9 protein-coding genes are annotated in these 21951 nt (G+C 56.2%); 6 read left to right on the top strand and 3 right to left on the bottom strand.

Features of this window, described 5'->3' with window-relative positions; genetic code table 11:
- Nucleotides 1–281: 281 nt before the first annotated feature.
- A complete protein-coding gene (locus NB063_RS26690; protein ID WP_250932109.1) occupies nt 282–2369 on the top strand; it encodes a tetratricopeptide repeat protein in 2088 nt (695 codons plus the stop codon).
- A gap of 33 nt (nt 2370–2402) precedes the next feature.
- Here NB063_RS26690 and NB063_RS26685 read toward each other — a convergent pair whose 3' ends face one another.
- Together NB063_RS26685 and NB063_RS26680 are read right to left on the bottom strand one after the other, a co-directional pair.
- On the bottom strand, nt 2403–9575 hold the full coding sequence (locus NB063_RS26685) for a Calx-beta domain-containing protein (protein WP_250932108.1): 7173 nt from the start codon (nt 9573–9575) through the stop codon (nt 2403–2405).
- 128 nt (nt 9576–9703) lie between these two features.
- Complete coding sequence (locus tag NB063_RS26680; RefSeq protein WP_250932107.1) at nt 9704–11386, bottom strand: Planctomycete extracellular domain protein; 1683 nt, start codon at nt 11384–11386, stop codon at nt 9704–9706.
- A 545-nt stretch (nt 11387–11931) separates the two neighbouring features.
- Between NB063_RS26680 and NB063_RS26675 the strand changes: the two genes are divergently transcribed.
- From NB063_RS26675 to NB063_RS26665, 3 genes are all read left to right on the top strand, one after another.
- Complete coding sequence (locus NB063_RS26675; protein WP_250932106.1) at nt 11932–16425, top strand: SdrD B-like domain-containing protein; 4494 nt, start codon at nt 11932–11934, stop codon at nt 16423–16425.
- Nucleotides 16426–16551: 126 nt separating this feature from the next.
- Complete coding sequence (locus tag NB063_RS26670) at nt 16552–17862, top strand: hypothetical protein (protein WP_250932104.1); 1311 nt, start codon at nt 16552–16554, stop codon at nt 17860–17862.
- A complete protein-coding gene (locus tag NB063_RS26665) occupies nt 17840–18508 on the top strand; it encodes a DNA-3-methyladenine glycosylase (protein ID WP_250932103.1) in 669 nt (222 codons plus the stop codon). Before NB063_RS26670 ends, NB063_RS26665 begins: the two co-directional genes overlap by 23 nt.
- Nucleotides 18509–18516: 8 nt before the next feature.
- Here NB063_RS26665 and wecB read toward each other — a convergent pair whose 3' ends face one another.
- A complete protein-coding gene (gene wecB, locus NB063_RS26660; protein WP_322975311.1) occupies nt 18517–19674 on the bottom strand; it encodes a non-hydrolyzing UDP-N-acetylglucosamine 2-epimerase in 1158 nt (385 codons plus the stop codon).
- A gap of 111 nt (nt 19675–19785) precedes the next feature.
- Here wecB and NB063_RS26655 point away from each other — a divergent pair, with 111 nt between their 5' ends.
- Nucleotides 19786–20766: an SDR family NAD(P)-dependent oxidoreductase gene (locus NB063_RS26655; protein WP_250932102.1), complete on the top strand. Its 981-nt coding sequence runs from the start codon at nt 19786–19788 to the stop codon at nt 20764–20766.
- 249 nt (nt 20767–21015) lie between these two features.
- The gene (locus NB063_RS26650) at nt 21016–21951 is read left to right on the top strand and encodes a pyruvate kinase (protein WP_250932101.1); all 936 of its coding nucleotides are present in this window, start codon (nt 21016–21018) and stop codon (nt 21949–21951) included.

Below are 21951 nucleotides of genomic sequence, written 5' to 3'. Positions count from 1 at the left end.
GCCAGCTCTGGAATTCGCAACTTCAGCTTAATTATGAAACCCAAGTATAGCAAATGTTTTGAGGCCGGGCTGAAGCCTTTTTACAGCGAAAATACAGACTTTCCGGGGGATTCGTTCATATTACAGATGGCCCGGGCGCTGGATGTGGTGCCCATTTGGTAAAGTAAAGACGTCGCACCGGCCCGCCTGCTGGGTGCATTCGAAATCTAAATTTTTTGCGGACGATACTGCCGATGTTCCCCGCTTTTCCGACCGTTTTGACGTTTTCACACTCACTGCCAATGCTGCGGTGCCTTGTGATGGCGACATTTCTAACGTTGACATCCGGTAACGGACTTTGTGCTGCTGGTGAACAGGGTGCGCCCGCGTCGACGACGCAGGCCTCGGATTCTAGCGGCAGTGCTGACTCAAATTCTCGTTCCCAGCGTGAGGCGTTGTCGGACCCGTCTACCGCGGACGAAAAGGAGATCGCGGAATTGATTGAAGGTCTCGCGTCAAACAGTTATGCGACGCGAATTCGATGTCGCGACCGATTGATGCGGATCGGACTGGCTGCGTTCGATCAGCTGCGCGAAGCCCGCAACCATCCTGACAACGAAGTCGCAATTGTGGCCAGACGGCTGACCAGCGGGTTGCGGGTCCAGTGGTCGACGCCGTCGGATTCGGCGGAGGCCCGGGAGCTGTTGTCGGAATACGGATCACACAGCGTTTCTCAGCGACGCGGTCGGATCGACTCGTTGGCGGAGTTGCCCCGCCGTGACGCGTTCTCGCCGCTGTTGCGGTTGGCCCGGTTCGAGACGGAACCGGTGCTCGCTCGGGCAGCCGCTCTGGCTCTGATGGGTCTCGAAACACGCAAGCATTCGCAAACGCTTGATCTCGTTTCCGACGGATCGACAAAAACGCACGAGGCGGTCGAAGAAGACCGCGATGATTTCGAAGCCTCGCAGATCGAAGACACGCTGCGGGGTCAGGATCGGATCAGCAGTTTGTGGTTGATGCAATACGCCGCCGATCTCCGGCATGGTCGTTTGGAAACACACGCGTGGGGCGATCTGATCAAACAAAATCGTGATCAGCTCAGCCCTGATGAGGCCGGCTCGATGAGCGAGCGGCAAGTCTCCACGAGCGAGCTGTTGAAACTCATCTGGATCACGGCGGAGCGGGCCATCGCTCGCGGTTCGAAAGAGGAAGCGTTGGAGATTGTCGTTGCAAACGTGGACCTGATCCCATCGCGGACACGCAACCTGATCGAAACAGCGACCTGGGCACTCGACCACTCGCTCTACGAAGCGGTCGTCGCGATGCATGCCGTCCATCAGGATCTGTATCGCAAGAGCCCGATCCTGCTCTACTCCGCCGCGGAAGCGTATAGCCGCGTGGGGCGTGAGGAGGATGCGTCCGCTCTGGCAGAAATCGCTCTGGCGATCAATCCGCTGCCCGAACGTGTCGTCCAAAGCGATGATGAAGTGCGTCCCGACGACGGTGGCCCTTTTAATCCGAACCAACCGGCGCCGATGCATCCTCAGACGATTGAGAATCACGCCGAAGCCCACATCGAGATCGCCACCCAACTCGTCGACCGCGGATTGTTTCAATGGGCTGAGCGAGAGTACGAGATCGTGATCGATCGATTGCCGATCGATACCGCTGTTTCGTCCTTCGCGAGGTTACAGCTCGCGACGATGTTGGGTGAACTGCTTCGTCATGCGGACGTGATCAAAACGCTCGAACCGTTGACCCGACGGATCGATCAAGATAACGAATTCCGAGATCGGCTGATCGCACGACGTTTCTCTTACACCGTCGTCCAAAGCAACATGGATTTCCACCGGGGTTTGCTGATGGTCGAACAAGGCGAAACCGAAGCGGCCAAACCGGTGCTGCGGAAAGCTTTTGAGATGAACAAAGAGAACATCGATATCCTGATTGCCATGTACCGACTCGATGGGGACACGAAATGGAAAGAATCGGTGTCGGTAACCCTCGATGAACAAATCCGGCAAGCGTTTAGCGAAGTCGAGGATACGAGAAACTCGATGTTGCGTGCAGGGCCGTTTCAGCCATCCAAAAGCGAGTTGGCCAAGCGACTCAATGCGTACGCGTGGTTGGTCAGCAACACGACCGGTGACACCGCCAGGGCGCTGCGGTACAGCAAAGAGTCGTTGCAGCTGACACCTCAGCAACCGGCACTCATGGATACATGTGCCCGTTGTTATTTCGCCGTGGGAAACATCGAAGCGGCGATCGAAATGCAGACGCGAGCTTGCGAGCTAATGCCGCACTCTCCACCTCTGGAACGACAATTGGCAGAGTTCCGCGAAGCTCTTCGCAAGTCGCAAGCTGAGGCGGCTGACAAAGCCGCTCAGTAGATCGAGTCACAAAAAGGGCTGTCGTTCGTCACGTTACCAGTTGGCGAACAGGCTATCCAATACGCTGTTCGATGTCGCAGTGTTTTGTGGGATCTCGATGGCGGAAGGTCGCGTCGCCGTGGAAGTTGTGGTGCTCGACGATCGTGCTTGGAAGGACGTCGACGGGATGGCGGAGGCGCGATATCCCCGCTCGGTGAAGCCGAACCCGTCTCCTTGTCCGGAGGCGGGAAGCACGATTTGGGAGATCGTGTTGGTGCCCGTGGTTCCGCTGGTGACACTCGTTCCTGAAGGCGGAGTGATCGTTCCTCGTACTGTGACCGCGTCGATGAATTCTCCCGGTTGGTCTTGCGTGATTTGGTAGGTCCCGCCGGCGAGATCGCGGAACTCATAGCGACCGAGCGAGTTGGTTGTGGTTGTGCGTTGCACCGTTTGGCCCTGGTTGTCCACTCCAGTTAACCGCAATCTCACTCCTCCAATTCCCATCTCGTGCGATTCGCGTTGGGTGTTCGCGTTCGTGTCGGCCCAAACGTAGCCCGCCAAAACGGCGTTGGACGGATCGTCGGTTACGGCGACGGTATGGGAATCGCTTGTGACGGTTACTCCTGGGCCCGCCTGCACCGTTTGTAAGCCGAGCACGATCATTTCGGTCGTTTCGAGTTGTCCGTCGTCGACGAGATTCAGGGTGATCGTTTGCGTCGAACCGTTGCCGCTGCCGACCGGGAAAACGACGCGTGTGGTGTTGATCGTGTAGTCGTTGGAATCGGCGGTACTCGATTGGCGGACGATCACGTCGACTTCGAGGGGTTGCGTCAGGATGGCCCCGCCGGTTGTCGATAGCACCACAGTGACGGTGTGGTTGCCGTTCGTTTCAGCCACGCTGCTGGTGCTGCTTGCGAAACTGATAGTAACGCTGTCGTCATCGGTGATGGTGGTGGTGACAGAGCGGTTTGCGACGTTGATCGAGGAGGTGATCGCTGCGTCAACGTTTATCAACTCTAGCAAAGCAACTTCAAACGCTTCATCGCCTTCGAGATTGGAATCGCCCCGTACGTTCACCGTGATCGTTTGTGATTGATTGGAGGTGCCGATGAATGAGATTGTTCCGCTAGCGGCATCGTAGTCGGAGCCTGCGACTGCGGTGTCGTCGCTGGTGGCGTATCCGATGCTTAGGCCACCCTGAACGGCCGCCGAAAGCGAAACGGTGTAGACGGCCGACGTTGAGCCACCGGGGCCGCCGGGTTCGCCGATACTGTCTGGGCCACTGATCGACAGAGTTGCCGTGTCGTCGTTGGTGATCGTTCCAACCACGCTGGTCGAAAAGACATCGATGAAATCGGCTAAGTCCGCGGGCAATCCCGAGATCGCCCCCAAGTCGATGCGGAATGTCTCATTCGTTTCGACGATGAGATCGGAGATTGCACTGACGGTGATGGTTTGCGTTTCGTTTGCGGACCCGCTGAAGATGAGATTTCCCGATGCGGTCACGTAATCTTCTCCCGCGGTGGCGGTTCCGTCCGCGGTGCCGTACGCGAGTTGTAAACCGCCGCTGATGGGATTCGATAACGTGACCGTGAACGATAACTCGCCGGCATCCGCGGCGCTGTTACCTTCGGCTACAGATGTGGCTGTAGAGAGCGAAAGGGAAGCTCGGTCGTCGGCAGAAATTGAGATTGTGACCGGTTCGTTTGGAAGGCCTACCGAAGAGGCGACCGCATCGGATAGGCCACTCAGCGAACTGAGTCCGACCGAAAACATTTCAGCGAGTTCAACGCGGTTATCACCACGGACATTGACAGTGAACGTTTGAGACTCGCCCGACGTGTCACTAAAAGCGAGCGTTCCGGTGGCTGTGTCGTAGTCGTTGTCAGCTGCCGTTGCGGTGCCGTCGGACGATAGATAGTTGACCGTGAAGTCATCTTGCACGTTACCGGTGAGCAACGCCGTGAAGGTGATCGACGTGACTGTTCCACTGTTGCCTTCGACGACGGTCGTTTCGGAAGCGGTAAGGGTGACCGATGCGGTGTCGTCGTTCTCAATCGTCGCGGTGAGCTGCGGGTTCGGGATGATCAACTCAGCAGTATCTGCGAGTCCTGAGACGGCTCCCAATTGCACGATGAATGTTTCGTCCGCCTCCACGACCGAATCGCCGGTAACAGTCACCTCAAACGTCTGTTTTTCACCCGCGTTGCCATTGAAGGAGAGCACCGAGTTGGCGGCCGTGTAGTCGCCTCCCGCGACAGTTGCCGAACCGTCGACCGTCGAGATGGGGACGGTGAAGCCATCGGGATCGTTGACGTCATCGGTGAGTTCGACTTCGAATCGGAAAACGCGACCGGTACCTGATTCACCTTCGGTGGAGTCAGTGGTGACATTGCGGATGACGAGCCTCGGGGCATCATCGTTTTGAATCGTGAGGTTGAACGAGGAGCCGACGATCGTGACCGCGTCTCGGATGACAGGGTCTGTCGCGGCGAGTTGGCTGAGTGCGATCGCAAACATTTCGTCGGGCTCGGGAGTGTCATCGCCGATGATTTCGACCGAGATCGTTTTCGTTTCTGATACGCCCCCGTCGAAGGTGAGCGTGCCAGAGGTCGCGACATAATCATCGTCAGCCACCGTGGCAGTTCCATCGGTGGTGTCATAGCGTGCCGTGATTCCACCTTGAACGGCGGCCGACAGGATGGCTTGCGCCGTCAACGTGGTCGTCGTGCCGCCGGCTCCTTCAAACGATTGCGAGGCGAGTGACCCGAGCGTGAGTGTGGCGGCGTCATCGTTAAGAATTCTGGCAACGGCTTCGGGAGTGCTAAGCGTGACGTCGGAGACGCTTGCGCCGGAACTTCCCAGTCGCAGTCCACTCAATCGCAAACCGATGCTTTCATGGGCTTCGACGACGGAGTCTGCCAAAATCGGAACGCTGATTTGCATCGTTTCGCCGTCGTTTCCTGATAACGACAGCGTGCCTGACCGTGACGTGTAGTCGATTCCGGCGTTCGCTGCCACACCGCTGGTCGGTTCAAACGTGGCGTAATCGAGCGTGACGCCTGACTGGACGGCGCCAGAGAGTTCGATGGTGTAGACGATGGATGCGTTGGTGCCCGCGTTGCCTTCGATCACGTCACTCGCCGTGACGGCAAGCGATGCGGTGTCAATGTTCGTGTTGGTGATTGAAAGCGGCGTGAGGACGAGTTCGTCGAACTCTTGGTCATTACTGCTTGAAGGGCCAATGGTGACTGCTGAAACAACGTCCGCATCAACGGTATTGTCAGCGATTCCGGTAACCGTGACGATTTGAGGTGTGTTCCAGTTCGCGTTTGTGAACAGCAGTTCGTTCTTGTTGATCGAGAGTTCGGACGCGTCGGTGACGCCTAACGGCACGGTGACGTCTTGAATGGGTTGGCGTTTGAGGACGACGCTGAAGGTGGTCGTCGTTCCTGTTTCGCTGACGGTCAAGTTGTTGCCAGCGTTGACTTCGATACCGCCCTCATCATCGTTTGCGTTGACAACCGAGATCGGCGAGATGCTGATGCCGTCGTAAGCCGTGTCGCCGCTCGCGGCGGTGAGCACGATATTGAATGAAACGTCACCATCAACGAGTGGATCGTCAACGCCGGTAATCGTAAACGTTTGAGGCTGGTTGAAATTGGTTGAATTGAACGTGATGGTGTTGGGCGATATCGTGCCTTCGGAAGTGTCGCCGGAGGTCGCTGTAATCGTGACGTTCTGTGTCGGCGGCGTGTTGAGGGCGACCGTGAACGTCGCCGACGTGCCGGCCTCGCTGATTTGCAACGGGCTCGCGGTCACGATGCTAACGCCGGGCACGTCGTTATCCGTGTTGGTCACCGAAAACGGTGTGACACTGACGTTTCGGTACGCAGCGTCGTCGCTCGTCGATAAATCAAACGTGATGTTGGCGGTTTGAGGTCCGTCAACGGCAATGTCATCGACACCCGTGAGGGTAACGGTTTGAGATGTGTTCCAGTTTGCGGGTGTGAACGTTAACGTGGCCGGGCTGATTGTGACTTCGCCGGTGTCGGTGCTGGCGAGCCGAATGGTGACGTTTGAAAGCGGTTGCGATTGCAAGCGAATGGTGAACGTGTCCGTGCTGCCGTCTTCGGCAACCTGCAATCCTTCGGTGCCCGCGAGCACAACACCTGCGGGGTCATTGTCACGGTTTGTCAGGGAACGCGAAACGGAACCAAGCGAGTTGTATGCCGGGTCGGTCGTCGACGTGCTGGTAAAAGTGACGTTGTAGCCGACGTCGCCATCGGTGGCCGGATCATCAACCCCCGTGACCGTGATCGTCTGGGGTTGGTCCCAGTTGCCGGCATTGAAAGTGAGCATCGACGAGGAAACCGACGCTTCGCTGGCGTCACTCACGGCGACTGTCACGCTGACGGTACCCGTAGGCTGGGTTTGCAGTCGTGTGGTGAGCGTGCTTGACGAACCGACTTCGGAGGTGAAGGCGACCGAAGGTTGCGACACAATCAGGCCCGGCACGTCATCGTCTTCATTGGTCAGCGTCACGAAAGTGGTCGCTAGGTCGCGGTACTCTGAATCGCTCGAAGATGTTGGTTTAACAGAGACTTGGTAAGTCTGGTTTCCATCGGTCAGATCATCGTCAACACCCGCGATGGTGATCTCCTGGACTTGGCCGAAATTGCTCGGTGTGAATGTAATTTGAGATACCGTCGGCGTGCCTTCGCTCGGGTCCGAAGAGACGATATCGATAACCACGTTCGTGGTGGGTTGTTTTGACAAACGAACGCCAAACGTGTCTGAACCATCGAGTCCGCCAGCCTCCTTGGTGACGAGTCCCGCTATCGGTGAAACGATTAAGCGTGCGCTGTCCCCGACGTTGGTCACCGTAATCGGGCTGACGGTAACGGTGCGGTACGCGGTATCGGCGCTCGTGGTGAGATCGAAATTGATATTGGCCGTTTGCGGCCCGTCGACCACGTTGTCGTTTACGCCTGTGAGCGTGATTGTTTGTGGCTGGTTCCAGTTCTGCGGTGTGAGGGTCACCGTCGCGGGGGAAACGGTGACTTCGCCGGTATCGCTACTGGTCGTCCGAACGGTCACGTTCCCGAGCGGTTGGGTTTGCAAGCGGATGGAGAAGGTGTCACTGCCGCCGTCTTCGTCGACTTGCAAACCGGTTGTGTCGCTCAGGAGCACGCCAGGAATGTCGTTGTCTTGGTTGGTCAGCGTCCGCGTGATCGCGGCGAGCGAGTTGTAGCTCGGGTCTGATGTTGAACTGCTCGTGACTGTCACGGTGTATTCAACATCGCCATCGCTGGTCACATCGTCGACACCAGTGATGGTGATTGTTTGTGGCTGGTTCCAGTTCGTGGAATTGAACGTGGTCGAGGTGGGTGACGCCGTGCCCTCGGTTTGGTCGCTCGAGGCGACGTTGATCGTCACGATACCGGTGGGCTGGGTTTGTAGACGAACCGTGAATGAGGTCGTCGTTGCACCTTCGGTCGTGAAAGTTGGTGACGGCTGCGAGACGATCAGTCCGGCGGTATCGTCGTCCTGATTGGTGACCGCGACCGAGCGAGTTGCGAGGTTGCGATACGCCGAATCGCTGGATGGATCAGGAGTGATGTTGATTTGGTAACTGATCGGACCGTCGATCAGGTCATCATTGACGCCCGAGACCATCACGACTTGGGTGGTGTCCCAGTTCTCAGGGGTGAACGTCAACTGCGGTTTGTTGACGACTCCTTCGCTGCTGTCGGAAGACGTCAGATTGAGGGTTACGTTCGAGTTGGGCTTCGACGACAAACGCACATTAAAAACGTCGCTTTGGCCATTCTCACGCGTAACGAGTCCGGAGCTCGGTTGGATCAGGAGGTCGGCGACGGTGGTATTCAGATTGCTCGCCGTGATCGTAGGCACGGTGACGTTTTGGTAGAACGAATCGCTGCTGTTGATCAAACCGGTGATTTGATAGTTCTGCGTGGCATCGACGATCCCATCGTCCACGCCGGTCAACGTGAGTGTTTGAAATTGATTCCAGTTAGATTGCGTGAACACGAGTTGTGCCGGCGACACGGTGCCTTCGTTGGTGTTACTTGAGACGAAGTTAATCGTCACCGGAACCGTCGGTTCCGATGTGAGGCGTACCTGGGTGGTCGCCGTTTGTCCGTTTTCACTGGTGATGAGTCCCGAGGTGGACGTGATCGAGACGCCAGCGGTGTCGTTATCGATGACGGTCACATTCAGGTCATCAACAGAGACACCGCTAAAGCTCGAATCGGTGCTCGCTAGAACGCTCGTTTGCAAGGCAACGTTGAGGCTCGCTTCGGCGACCGAGTCGTTGGTTGCGGTGATCTGGACCGTTTGCGGCAAGTTCCAATTCGATGGTGTGAAAGTCAGCGTTGTTGATGAAAGCGTGACTTGGTTGGGAGTCTGCGGCGTGATGGTGAAGCTGACGTCTGCGGACGGCGCTCGATTCAGCGCAACTTGGAAACTCGCTGAACTGCCACCCTCGGTGGCTTGCAGGTTTGTGGCGTTGGTGAAGACAACTCCCCCACCAACGATCTCGATTTGGTCACCGGTCACATCAAACTCGGTGACCTCCGCGAAGGGCAGATAGAATTCAGCTCGAAGGTTGGGTTCGTTCGCGTTGACTGCATCCAGGTCGACGCTACCCGCTGACAACGCGGTCACATTGATTTCGAAAAAAAGAAACTCAGCGCTGCGCTCCGCGCCGCTTGGTTGGGTGGCGTCCCGTCCGTTCAGGTTGTCGAGTCGGTTCGACTCGATCGTTCCGCTGTTAGGTCGCCCGGGTACAGTTTGAAACTCGCTACCTAAAGTGATGGGCCCTGAAAACTGCAACAGAGACGGATCGTAAGGGACGTCGAATGCCGCTTGCAGAATGCCGGATGGAATGGTGGAGGATTCAACTGGCCGTTCGTCCTGAACGAAGGTTCGCATCAAATAGGTTTGACCGACGTTGAGCGAAGTGAGCTCATTGCCGGTCCCACCGGCGGCGAAAAAGGCGAATCGGACACCGAAGCCATCCAGGAGATGCCGCGTCTCCAGCGTTTGGAACTGCAGCGCAGCACGCCTGCGACGGGCGAATCCGCCATCGTTCGCCTTGGAGACGCCCCTCTTCGGATCGTTTTCACGATGTCTGCGTTGGCGATTGGCAGCTTGCGAGCGACCTGCAAAACGACGAGAGAGAGCCATCGATGGGGAACTCATGGAAGGACCGAAAAGAAGCGGCGGCGGAAAAATCCGCCGCCGCCTGAGTTCACGCCATTTTAGTCACAAGTCGGCAATGAACCAGTTTTGGTTCCTTAGACGCTCCGACTTCGAAACAATTCCATTCCTCAGTTGATGTGATTTCTGAATCCGTCCAGTGCGACATTGGTCATCACCGAGGAAAGTTCGCTACGATCGAGCGTATCGCCCGAATCGTCACCACCGTTAATGATGGCGCGAGGGCCAAAATCGATAGTGTCGATCAAATCAACGCGGTCTTGATCGTCACCCAGGTCAATGAATGTTCCTGCGGTCACCATCACATCTTCGAGGGTCACGCGGTCGTTACCTAATCCATCGTCGCCGTCATCGGCACCAGCAATTCCGAGATCGGTAAATAGGTCGTCAACGAAGGCGGGACGAATATTCTCCGTATTACCTATGTTGAGCGCTCCGTCGACGATGACATCCGACATATTGACTGAATCATCGCCGCCGCTTAGTCCGATGTCGACCAAACCACGCAAGTCTGTATTGATGATGCTCAGCCGCTCATTACCGTCACCGTTGGCAAATTGAATGACACTTCCGGCCAGCGTGTTCCCGCCGATGATTGTTCGTTCGGCCGGCAACGCGACGTCACCAGCCTTCCCGATAATGATCGTATTGGTGTCGTGATCATTGCCGTTGTTGACGATGATTCCACTTGGCAAGCGTGACTCTTCGATCGTCAATCGGTCGTCGCCATCACCGTTAACCACATTCAAACGACCGCCCTCGAGAAGGTCGGAGCCGATGATGCTCTCGTTGAAGATCATGATCGACGATCCATGGAGGAAATCGCCCGCACCGTTTTCGATATCGGAACTACCCCAAATGTTGATTCCAGAGAAGCTGACTTCGTCAAAACCGGCTTCGTTCGTGATCACCACGTTACCGCGAATTCGGCTAGGGTCGGTTGCATTGTCTCGTTCTAACGTGGTGCGGCTTCCGCCATCCCCGTTGTAGATTTCCAGCACATTTTGAGGATCCAACACGAGCAGTTCGCCGATGTCTGTGTTGGTGATCTTAATAACGTCGGCCGCACCGGTCGGATTCATCATGTGCACAATGGGCCCACTGAAATCAACAAGGCCGTCGTTGCTGATCGACAACCCGCCTTTGAGGTTGCTATCCAGGATCGTGATCACGCTGCCGCCACCGCCGGATTCGATGTGCGTCGAGAAAAAGTTCCGAGTGCCAGCCATCGAAACATCATCGCCGCTGACGACGACGTCCGTCAGTGTCGTCGTGCCAATATCATCATCGTCTTGGTGACTCACAAGAAGCGTTTCGACTTCGAGATCGCTCAGGCTGACCTCTGCTTCACCATTGGTGATGATGGTTAGCATGCCGTCGAGTGTGGAGGCATCTGTATCCGATTGATCCAGCCCCACGAACTCGACTGAGTCAGCACCACCCTGTCCAAAATCGATGTTGATGTTGTGAATCGCCACGTTGACGGGGCTTTGGAACGTGTCGCCAATCACCAAGCCAGCACTATCGACGAACATCGTTTCCGAGTTCTCGGCGGCTTTGATGGTAAAGCTTTCCGAGGGCGAGAAAGCTCGGCGTGAATCTTGCCAAATTTCGATTTCGTTGGCGTTGGTGTCGCCGGACAACATGACGGTATCGCCCGTAATGTCTACCGTCACAAAGTTGGCGGCGAGGACGCGTCGGTTCTCTAAGGTTTCGACACGCATTCGTCGTCGGCGAGTGGGTTTCGAGCGAGTCGAGGCGGGCTCGCGGCGTTGTCTTTTGAAGAGTTTCATGGAAGTGTTGACCTTCGGTTCAAGATGAGCGTGACCGTCCATAACACAAACCGCAACGCCAAGCCCTCGACGCGCAACCCCACAAATTGGGATACCTTCTTTCTATTTCCGCCCCGCGCGAGAAGCAAGTAAAGAGTTTTTGAAATGGCCGGATAATCGGTAAATTGCTTGTAAAACGCCCTTGTATCTAATTTGCTTGGCCAAAGCTCACTAATCCCCCTAGATTATTACGAGGCCTATAATTAAGGCGTGTAGGCGCATTAAGAGTCTCGGAATCATTAAAAGAATGCGGCCTGATTCTCATAAGCCGACAAACGCACCCAACCCGAGATTCATACCCTTAGAGCTGCTCTACTCACCGCAGTTTGGCTGACCGAATCGCCCGGTGTCGCGGTTCCCAAGAATCTGAGTTGACTTATCGAGAAGACTGCTATCTTTGCAAATGTTTTGCTTATGATGGCGTGTGGATTCTGAATGAATCGTTTTCTTCAGGGGACGACAGGGAGGGTTGGTAGTATTGAGTTTCAAACGAGACCATGCCCGCGATGCCGAGAAAATCGACGACCGCCATACGACACTTAGGACGCCCGCGGCGATTGCGGGTTGAGTCGCTCGAGTCTCGGAAACTACTTGCTTCTGACATCCTCGTCTCCGCGATCGACGCGCCGACGAACGGTGATGCCAACCACTCGGTGCTCTCTTTAATTGATCTGCGTGACAACGAGGTTTCTCCGGTCGTGCCGGCCAGCCTTTTGCAGATGGGTGTGAGTGATTCCGATGAAGGCATTTCCGGCTTGGCCGTTTTGCCCGATGGAACCGTCGTCACCGCCGCCAGCACTCAGTCAGGACAGGACGCGTCTCGGGTCAGTGAATTGGTTGTCCGCGAATCACTCGAGGGTGCCGTCGTTCGTCGAGTCGCAGTGCGTTTAAGCGGTAGCCCTATCGCGATCGCCGATTTGACCAGCGATTCGACCGGTCATGTGTTTGGAGTCACCGCGTCACTAAACGGGCCAACCGAGTCGGCGAAATTAGTTGCGATCGATCCGGTCACGGGCGAAGCGACGCTGATCGGAGACACCGGATTGGTGGGGCAGGTTTCCATCGCAATGCATCCTGACGGGACGCTGTACGCGACCTCGCAAGATGGCGGGTTCTCGCCTTTGACCTTACACCGCATCGACGTAACCGACGCGAGTGTGATCGATTCCCATTCGATCATCGATGAAACTCCGTACGGATTCACAACTGGGCTCGCGGTCAATCCCGAATCGGGTTTGTTGTATGGCAGCGAATCGCATTTGGGACGTTTCTTTACGATCGATCCAATAACCCGGATGCGAACATTTCTAACGACTCAATCGCCACTGCGTGGAGTCTCGGGCGACCTTGCCTTTGCCACACGACGCGACTCCGATGATGTTCGCCAATTGTTTTATGCCAACTTCAATCAAGGCTCCGACGGTTTTGTCATTGATAATTCGGGTGGAGAAGTGGGTGGACTTTGGCACCGTTCGCTGGGCCGACGCGAGGACAATCAACTCAATCACTCGTTAAGGGGATCGTTCTACTATGGATTATTTGAAGGGCCGACCGGCGGTGGCAGTACCATTCTCGATCGTTATCACCGAGGTGTGATTTCGTCACCGGAAGTGACGCTGCCCGCGGAGGGAACATCGATCCTCAGTTTCAGCTATTTGCTCGATACCCGGCCGGAGCTGACCCGTGATTTTGTGACCGTTTTGGTGGACGATGGCACGACGATCACCCCCATCTTGAGCCGCGCGGCGGGTACGCTTCCTGAGACCGCGGGTGACTGGCTGACGGCGACTTATGATCTCTCGGCGTACGCCGGTCAAACAATATCGGTCGACTTCGAGTTCGATTCAGGCGACCCCGTTCGGGAAGATCCTGAGGGTTGGTATGTCGACGACGTTGTGATCGTTCATGTCGCTGAACCTGCGCCGCTCACAGCGGATCTGTCGGTTGCAAAGGCCGTTGACGATGCGACTCCGAACGAATCCCAACTCATCGTCTATACGGTCACCGCGACCAATTCCGCCGATTCAGTCGGGACCGCGACCGGCGTCACGGTGACCGATGTTCTACCCGTTGGTGTGACTTATGAGTCAGCGGCGGCGAGCGAAGGTGATTTCGATCCAACCACGGGCGTTTGGAGTGGAGTGGAGTTGTCGCCGGGTGAGTCTCAGACCCTCACCCTCAGCGTGATCGTGTCTGCTGAAACTTCAGGAAGTACGCTGGTTAACGTGGCGACGATCGTGGGCGATCAAGAGGATCCCGACCTGACCAACAACGAGGTGGAGCTGCCAGCGACCGTCAATAGCGTTGACCTTTCGGCGACGAAGACGGTGGATAATGATACGCCAACTGTCGGCGACACGGTCACGTTTGAGATCGTTGTGGCAAACGCACCGACATCCAATGCGGTGGCGACCGGTGTGACCCTCGTCGATGTGCTGCCTGACGGTTTGACTTTTGTTTCAGCGAGCGACGGCGGCGTATTCGATCCCGTGAACCGCACAATTACATGGCTCCTTCCCGATATCGGTGCAGCAGAGCAATCGACAGTGTCGGTGGTCGCTAGCGCCGATTTAGACACCGCTTTGCAGAATCTTGTGAACCTTGCGCGTGTGACGGCGGAAGAAACGGATCCAGATCCGACGAATAATGAATCGACAACAGAGGTCGTCCCGCAACCACAACCGTCCGCGGATCTGTCAGTAGATAAATCGGCTAGTAATCCCGCACCAATCGAAGGCAGTCAGGTCGTCTACACGATCATCGCGAGCAATTCGGCTTCGTCGCTAAGCTCCGCAACCGGAGTAACAGTTGTGGATGTTCTACCGGCCGGCGTGACGCTGGATTCGTTCACCATCACGGCCGGAGTTTTCGACGAAGCCACCGGGGTGTGGACGATAGGAGCTCTCGGTCAAGGTGCGTCTGAAACGTTGACGCTCACTGTTTCCGTCAATGGTGGGACGGCAGGAACGCCGGTCGCCAACACGGCGGTCATTGACGGTGAACAAGACGACCCTGAACCGAGCAACAATACCGATACCGAAACAATCACGCCGCAACCGATCGAAACTCAAACGGTTCAGTTCATCGCGCCCCTGAGCGTCTTTCGGGCGGGCACCCCGGTCTTGCCGGCCCCGTCACAGATCGCCGCCTTGGGGTTCGTCTGGAATGATGCCAATCAGGATGGAGTTTGGGACGCGTCCGAATCAGCGGTCAACGGCGTCACAGTGAGCCTGTTCCAAGGCACAACCTTGTTCGGTTCATCCCAAACCGGTTCGTTCGATCTCGACGGAAACGGGATAATCGACGCTGCAACGGAGACAGGTATTTATTTCTTTGCGAGCGGTTCGGTTCCTGACGGCATTTATCAAATCCGCGTCGAACTTCCGAGTGCGGTCAACACCACGTTCCCCGGTGCCGGTGAGCTGGAAATCGAGATTAACCAAACCGCACCGGTTGCTTCGCGACCGATCGGCACACCGAGGCTGCCTTCGGCCACTGAGACATCTGCAACGAACTTCGGAATTTCACAGGACTTCGTTAACTCACCCTCCAATGACATTGGAACGATCCTCGGTTATTCGTGGGCTGACGTAAACCAAAACGGTGTTTGGGAGGCGGACGAAAACGTTCGCAAAGGCGTTCAGTATTTCTTGGATCTGAATAACGATGGTGTGTTCGATCCGCAACTCGAGCCGACTTCGGTCACCGACGACGAGGGTCGTTATCGCTTCAGTGCCCTCTCGCCAGATAGCTATGTCGTTCGCGAGGCCGATTTCGAGCGGGAGAACGTGCTCAATCCGGGGGGCGGTACCGTATTGATTTCGACGTTCCCGCAAACCGCCACTGACGGTCTCGCTCCATCACACACCGTCGTCGTCAGTGGCGGAGTTGTCGTGCAGGCGGCACGAGGAACCGCACAGGCTCCGAATTTTGGTGCGATGGAAATCGGTCGATACGTCCGGCCCGCTGACGTGTACCAGGATTGGTTGACCGAATATCCGCTCCTGCAACGTGCTCTCGCGACGACGCAATCCATCACGATTGAAAACGAAAGCGGCAGCAGTTTCAACATCACCGGTATCAACACGCTCAACCTTGATGCTCGTGAAGTGGACTATGTTTCCGTCAAACAAGTCGCGGCCGATGGAAGTTTGGTCGACCCGGTTTTCCCGATCCGTGTCGAAGCGAAGGGTTCAGCCGAGCTTCTTGTCTTTTATGCTCCGGTGCAACGAAATGATGCTGGTCAAGTCCTCGCCCAGCAGCCCGATTGGTTAGGTCCGCCCGTCGACCGAGTCGCCCATACCTTTGCGGCCGATGCACGGATCGAAGTTGTTACCGATGCGGATTTGCGGTTCCCGGTGCGATTGATCGGCGGCTCTACCTATGACAGCGATATTACCTACGATGGCGTCGTCGACGTTGAAGATGCGGTCTTTCTCAATGATCTTTTGATTCGGGAATCGGTGATTCGCGAGCAGGCGGTTCGATTCGATCCCAGCAAAGACATTAACGTTCGTTGTCCTAACGGGGCGGATCAAGCGACCGGTACGTGCGTCTTCCTTGTCGGCGGAACTCCGGCACGCGAAATTTCATTGGGCGACTTTGGACCGATCAACGTCGAGATCGATCAGTCCGTGCGGACCGCGATCCCGTTTGAAGTCACATTGCCACCGCCGTCTTTGGAGAGCCCGGCCTCGTCATCCGCGTTGGTCGGTGGGGAACCGATTGCAAACACGAGTGTCACCGAAGCTGCCCTGCATTCATTCGAGGAATCATGCCCCGCAAACTTGGGAACGGACGAAGCTGAGACGACGCCCGTCGCTTCCCACGTGTCGTTGGATGAGGTGTTTCGAGCCCAGCATGACGATGAGAGTCTCACACCCGCGGCCGATCTCGAGCTTGATTGGCATTGGTGCGACTCCAGCGGTGCGAACCATCGGGAAGACGAAGATGAGGAACACGCCCGATCGGTCGATTCGGTGATCGGGATGCTGGTTTAGCCGGTTTCACGGTGTTTCACGTGATTTGGCCGCAAATCTCTCTTGACGTCACCACGGAGCGACTCGACACTCCGCAACATAACAATCTCCCATCGACACTCTGCCAAGGATGGCAAAGGGATCGACATGACACGGAAAGTCAATCGCAACCGATCGCGCCGCCGACACGCTCATTCTCTACGGCTCGAATCACTCGAGAGTCGCCGTCTGTTGGCCGTTGCTGCGTTCGAATCCGAATTATTGACCGACAACGGTGGCGTACCCGGCGCGGTGATCGCTGACAATACGATCACGGCGGGAGAAACGTTTTTCCTCCGGGTGACGGCGCAAGAATTTGATCCCACTCGTTACGGGCTGCAGTCCGTCGGTCTGGACATCGAATGGGATGCCAGTCTGCTCGATGTCGTCGAAGAGGATTTTCAGCTCGATACGATCATCACATCAAACCTCCCGGTGTTGCAAAAAGGGTCGCTCGATCAAGAAGCTGGTGTGATCGAGGGACTCAGCGGCACGTCCTTATCGGCGCTGGGGTCTGGCCGTCCGATCGGAAATGCCGTTCCGGAAACTTTCGTGCTCATCCGCATGCGAGCTGGTGATCAGCCCGGTACCGCGACGTTAGATCTGCATAAAGGAAATTCGAAAACGATCACGTCCCCAACGGCTTCGTTGGGCGAACGGCACCTGAGATTTGATCACGAGACCATCACGATTGTTGCGGCGGCGAACGAGCCAGAGGTACCAGTAGCATCTGACCCAGAGACAATTGATTCGAATGAGCCTAAAACCGAGACGGTAGAAACAGCCGTTTCAGCGGATGAGGAGCAGACCGATCTCGAGACGCCTCTTCCGCAAGAAACCGAGCCAACTGATGTCGTGGTCAAGTCGCCTGCCGCATCGGAACCGGTCGAAAAAACTGCGGTTCCCGAAGTACCGGTAGTGAGCGAACCGATCGAAACGCTGGCGATTGAAGTCCCCGAGCTCGTCAGCCCAGTCATCGAATCACCCGCAGTCTCGTCGCCGGTGATCCCAATCGAGTCATCTGAAACGCAGCCGGCCGTTGAGTCTCCCGCCGAAATCGTCGATTCAGCCGATCCGGTCGAGAACCACGCCGATGCGGTGGATGCGGTTTTGTCGTTTGACTTTAACGGCGATGGGGTCTTTGATTTGTCTGACTTCGGACTGATCAACGTTCAGGCCGCTTCTGCATCCGCGCCAGTCACCGTCGCTGTTGCGGCATCCCCAGAAGGCTCGGCGGAAGCGGAATCCGATGAAGACGCGACGGAAGCCGAAACGGTTGCGTTCTCGCATCCATGCATTGCGGTGCCGGCTTTGGATGACGTCGAAGCGACTGAGAAGTGGCTCGATGATTTTGCCACGGCGTGGTTGGCCGATTCGGAAGCACGCGCACTTCGCCGTGAAGAATCTCAACTCTTTTGATCTGCCCGAGTCGAATCGGCTCCAGCGGAATTTCTTTCAACGCGATCCGGAAACGGTCGCCCGAGAATTACTCGGTTGCGGGTTCGCACACCGTTGTGGTGACGAATGGCTCGGCGGATGGATTGTCGAAACCGAAGCGTATCTCGCCAACGACGATCCGGCCTGCCATGGCGCCCGGGGACCCGGGAGCAGCAACGCGTCGATGTTTGCTGAGGCCGGCTCGCTGTACGTCTATCCGATTCACGCGAAGTTCTGCGTCAACCTAGTGACGGAAGGTGTCGATATCGGTTCCGCGGTGCTGATTCGGGCGATCGAACCGGTTTGGGGGATCGATATCATGATGCAGAATCGTGGGACGACGGATCCACGCCGCATCACATCCGGACCAGGCATGATTTGCTCGGCGATGCGGGTGGACCGTTCCAGTGACGGGATCGATGTCACGCGATCAAGCGAATGGATACTCGGTGTTGGTCATCAAGTGAATCACAAAGTCATTGCCACACCGCGCATTGGGATACGTGAAGCGGCTGATTTGCCGTTGCGGTTTTTCGTCGATGGAAACCGCTATGTCAGCGGGCTCGCTCGCCAGCATTCTCGACCGAGACGGGATGTGCTCGGTCAGATCAACCAGCGGTCTTCCTGACGACTAATTCATGAACATTTCGCCAACTCAAAGTAGTCGGCGATCGCGTTCAGAATGCGAGCACTCGCTTTGCCGTCACCGTACGGATTACTGGCCTGCGCCATCGCGTGGTAGCTCGCCGGCTTGGTCAGCAATTCGCTCACACCTTCAACGATTTTTTCACGGACCGGGCCGACGAGTCGAACGGTACCGGCGTCGACGCCTTCGGGACGTTCGGTGGTGTTACGCATGACCAGGACCGGTTTGCCGAGCCCCGGGGCCTCTTCTTGGACGCCGCCCGAATCGGTCAGCAAAAATTCGCATGCCTTCATCAATGCGACGAACGGTCGGTACGATTGCGGAGGCAGCAAGAGCACGTTGTCGAGATTGCCGAGGGTTTCTTCGACCGGTCCTTGCACGTTCGGATTCAGATGCACGGGGTAAACGAAGCGAACGTCGGGGAATCGCTCGGCGAGCTCAGCGATCGCGGCGCAGATCGACTCGAACCCGCCCCCGAAGTTTTCACGGCGATGTCCTGTGATTAGCACGAACCGTTTTTCTCGCCAATCCAAAGGTAGGACGCTGCCGAGATGCGTTTCGATTTCGGCGGCGATCGCGGGTTCGCTTTGTCGTGCGACTTCGAGATGCAACGCGTCGATCACGGTATTGCCGGTAATAAAGATTCTCTCTTTCGGGACCCGTTCGTCGAGCAGATGTTTTTCGCTCACATTCGTCGGGGCGAAGTGCAGCGTGGACAGGGGTGCTGCGAGGACCCGGTTGGCTTCTTCGGGAAAGGGGCTCGTGATGTCGCCGGTTCTCAAGCCCGCCTCCACGTGTCCGGTCGGAATTCGCCTGTAGAAACACGCAAGCGATGCCATCAAAACCGTCGTCGTATCGCCCTGAACGAGAGAAAAATCGGGTTTTTCCGCTTCCAAAAGTGCGTCGATCTTGGTCATCAATTTTGATGAAAGTGACGCCAGCGTTTGGCTGGGCGTCATGACTTCCAAGTCGTGATGTACGGGAAGATTGAAAATATCGACCACTTGATCGAGCATTTCGCGGTGTTGACCGGTCGATACCGACAGCAGCTCGAATCGATCGTCCGACGCAAGAGCCGTGATAAGCGGCGCCATCTTGATGGCTTCGGGGCGAGTGCCAAAGAAGACCGCTATTTTTGGTCGGTGCACGGATTAAACTGTCGGGCTCAAGGCTGGAGAGGGGGATTTGGGCCCGTAGTCTGATTGCCGCCACGGTATCTCTCAAGTCGCAGTAAGTATGCTTTTGATGATGATTGTTGAATGACCACTTATCTCGTAACCGGTTGTGCCGGTTTTATCGCCAGCGAAGTCGCTGCTCAGTTGATCGATTCTGGAGCGAAAGTCGTCGGAATCGACAATGTCAACGATTACTACGACGTGCGACTTAAAGAGCATCGCCTGGAGCGTTTGCAATCGCTCGGACCGGATCAATTCGAATTCGTTCGGGGCGATATCGAAAGCCAAGAAACGCTCGCGGAATTGTTTGATAAGTATTCGTTTGACGGCGTGTTGAATCTCGCCGCCCGAGCGGGTGTTCGGTACAGCATGGAAAATCCACATGTCTACATGACGACCAACGCGATGGGCAGTTTGAATCTGCTCGATCAAATGCAGCGCCACGGTGTCAAGAAATATGTGTTGGCGTCCACGTCGTCGCTTTACGCCGGCCAGCCCATGCCGTTTGTCGAGACGCTACCCGTCAACACCCCGATCTCGCCGTACGCAGCCAGCAAGAAATCGGCTGAAGCGATGGCGTACGCTTACCATCACCTCTATGACATCGATGTCACCATTTGCCGATACTTCACCGTGTATGGACCGGCCGGGCGGCCGGACATGTGTATCTTCCGTTTCATCAAATGGATCGATGAGGGCACACCGATCGAGCTGTTCGGCGACGGTGAGCAGGCACGCGACTTTACTTACGTGTCGGACATCGCTTCGGGCACCATCGCAGCACTGAAACCCGTCGGATACGAGATCGTCAATCTCGGTGGCGGTGGGACGCCCGTGTCGCTCAACACGGTGATTGAAATGCTAGAAGAACGACTCGGCAAGAAAGCCAAGCTCAATCATAAAACGTTCCACAAAGCCGACATCAAAACGACATCCGCTGACATTACCAAAGCCCGCGAGTTACTCGGATGGACGCCGAAAGTCGAACTCGACGAGGGCATCGACGCATCGGTGGCGTGGTATCGCGAACATCAACCCTGGTCCAGCGAACTATTGTTGCCCTGACCACGGCGATCATCGGCCCGGCTAATTTCGTGAGGGCTGCTACCGTTTTTCGGTATCGAGGGGCAGTTCCAGGCGGGATGGGGCGTCTGCCGCACGTGGACGATGGGTGCAGCGCTTCGTATCTAAACGCGGCGTGTTCAAAACCGTTTCTGGCGCGAGGTCTGGACGAATGACTAGTCGGCGCGAATACTTGCGAGTCAGCGTCGACACTGCCGTCTCCCCCTCGTTTCAATTTCTGGAATTTGCCCGATGCGTTTATTTTGTAACCACGGACATGTTTTTGTCGCGATCACGACGGTTTGTCTGAGTGTGGTACTCGTGAGCAGCAAGCCGGTTTACGCCCAAAACGGTTTTGTGAAACACGATGTGACCCCAAAATCCAAACGAGTGCTTTTCGAGCGACAACCGTTGCCGAAGATTCCGCCGGGCACCCGATTCAAGGAAAAACCGCCTGCAGGTTGGTCCAACCTGATTTCCTTTGTGCGTGGAAAGTTGTCCAGTGGTGACGTGGATGCGGTTTCCGAGACCGTCAAATACTACGCCGAGACTTTTAATCTGGTGATGCTCGCCAACACCGACACCAACGCGGATGGTAAGTATGAACTCGACCAGGTCGCCGTTGGTTTTTCGATGTTGATCGATGGTAAGAACACGGTCGTGACCTCGGACACCCAAGAGGATCTTGGTGGTGATCTGTCGATCATCGGGCGCACCGTCTTGGATGGCAATGTGGAATCGTTGTCGAAGGTTGAGCAAGTCGCGAGGACTAAGAATAGTCTCGTCATCGACGCCCCTGCGATCCTGCTACGAAACGGCCAACACACCGAAATGGTCGTGCGGTACTACATCTGGGTATTCCCCGAAAACGGAAACATTGGAACGCTCGTGTGGTTGCTTCAGTCGTCCAAAGACCAGTCTCAGTTGAGCGTCGCCGACACGACCATTCAGCTCTTGCCGCCGAACATGCAGGAGAACCGCGTGATGAATGTGGACGCGGATAAATTCAATCTGTTCGGTATCCCTTCCAAAGACGCGTTCGCGTTGGTGCAAATTCCACAGGGTGTGGCCTTCGAAATGAACGAGGAGATGCAGGCCGTTGCGGCCTTGAAAAACTACACTCCTGAAACGTTTGCGAAGTTGACTTCCGCGGTTGCTTCGACCCTGAAGACGGGAAGGAAAGAGTAA

The sequence above is a fragment of the Aporhodopirellula aestuarii genome, from assembly GCF_023701485.1.
GTDB classification, from domain to species: Bacteria; Planctomycetota; Planctomycetia; order Pirellulales; family Pirellulaceae; genus Rhodopirellula; species Rhodopirellula aestuarii.
This window is presented reverse-complemented; position numbering and strand designations above follow the sequence as displayed.

Bases quoted from the DNA above. Each gene is read 5' to 3' on its own strand.
- NB063_RS26680 (WP_250932107.1), bottom strand. From the start codon at position 11,386: ATGAAACTCTTCAAAAGACAACGCCGCGAGCCCGCCTCGACTCGCTCG.
- NB063_RS26670 (WP_250932104.1), top strand. From the start codon at position 16,552: ATGACACGGAAAGTCAATCGCAACCGATCGCGCCGCCGACACGCTCAT.
- NB063_RS26675 (WP_250932106.1), top strand. From the start codon at position 11,932: ATGCCGAGAAAATCGACGACCGCCATACGACACTTAGGACGCCCGCGG.
- NB063_RS26650 (WP_250932101.1), top strand. From the start codon at position 21,016: ATGCGTTTATTTTGTAACCACGGACATGTTTTTGTCGCGATCACGACG.
- NB063_RS26690 (WP_250932109.1), top strand. From the start codon at position 282: ATGCTGCGGTGCCTTGTGATGGCGACATTTCTAACGTTGACATCCGGT.
- NB063_RS26655 (WP_250932102.1), top strand. From the start codon at position 19,786: ATGACCACTTATCTCGTAACCGGTTGTGCCGGTTTTATCGCCAGCGAA.
- NB063_RS26685 (WP_250932108.1), bottom strand. From the start codon at position 9,575: ATGAGTTCCCCATCGATGGCTCTCTCTCGTCGTTTTGCAGGTCGCTCG.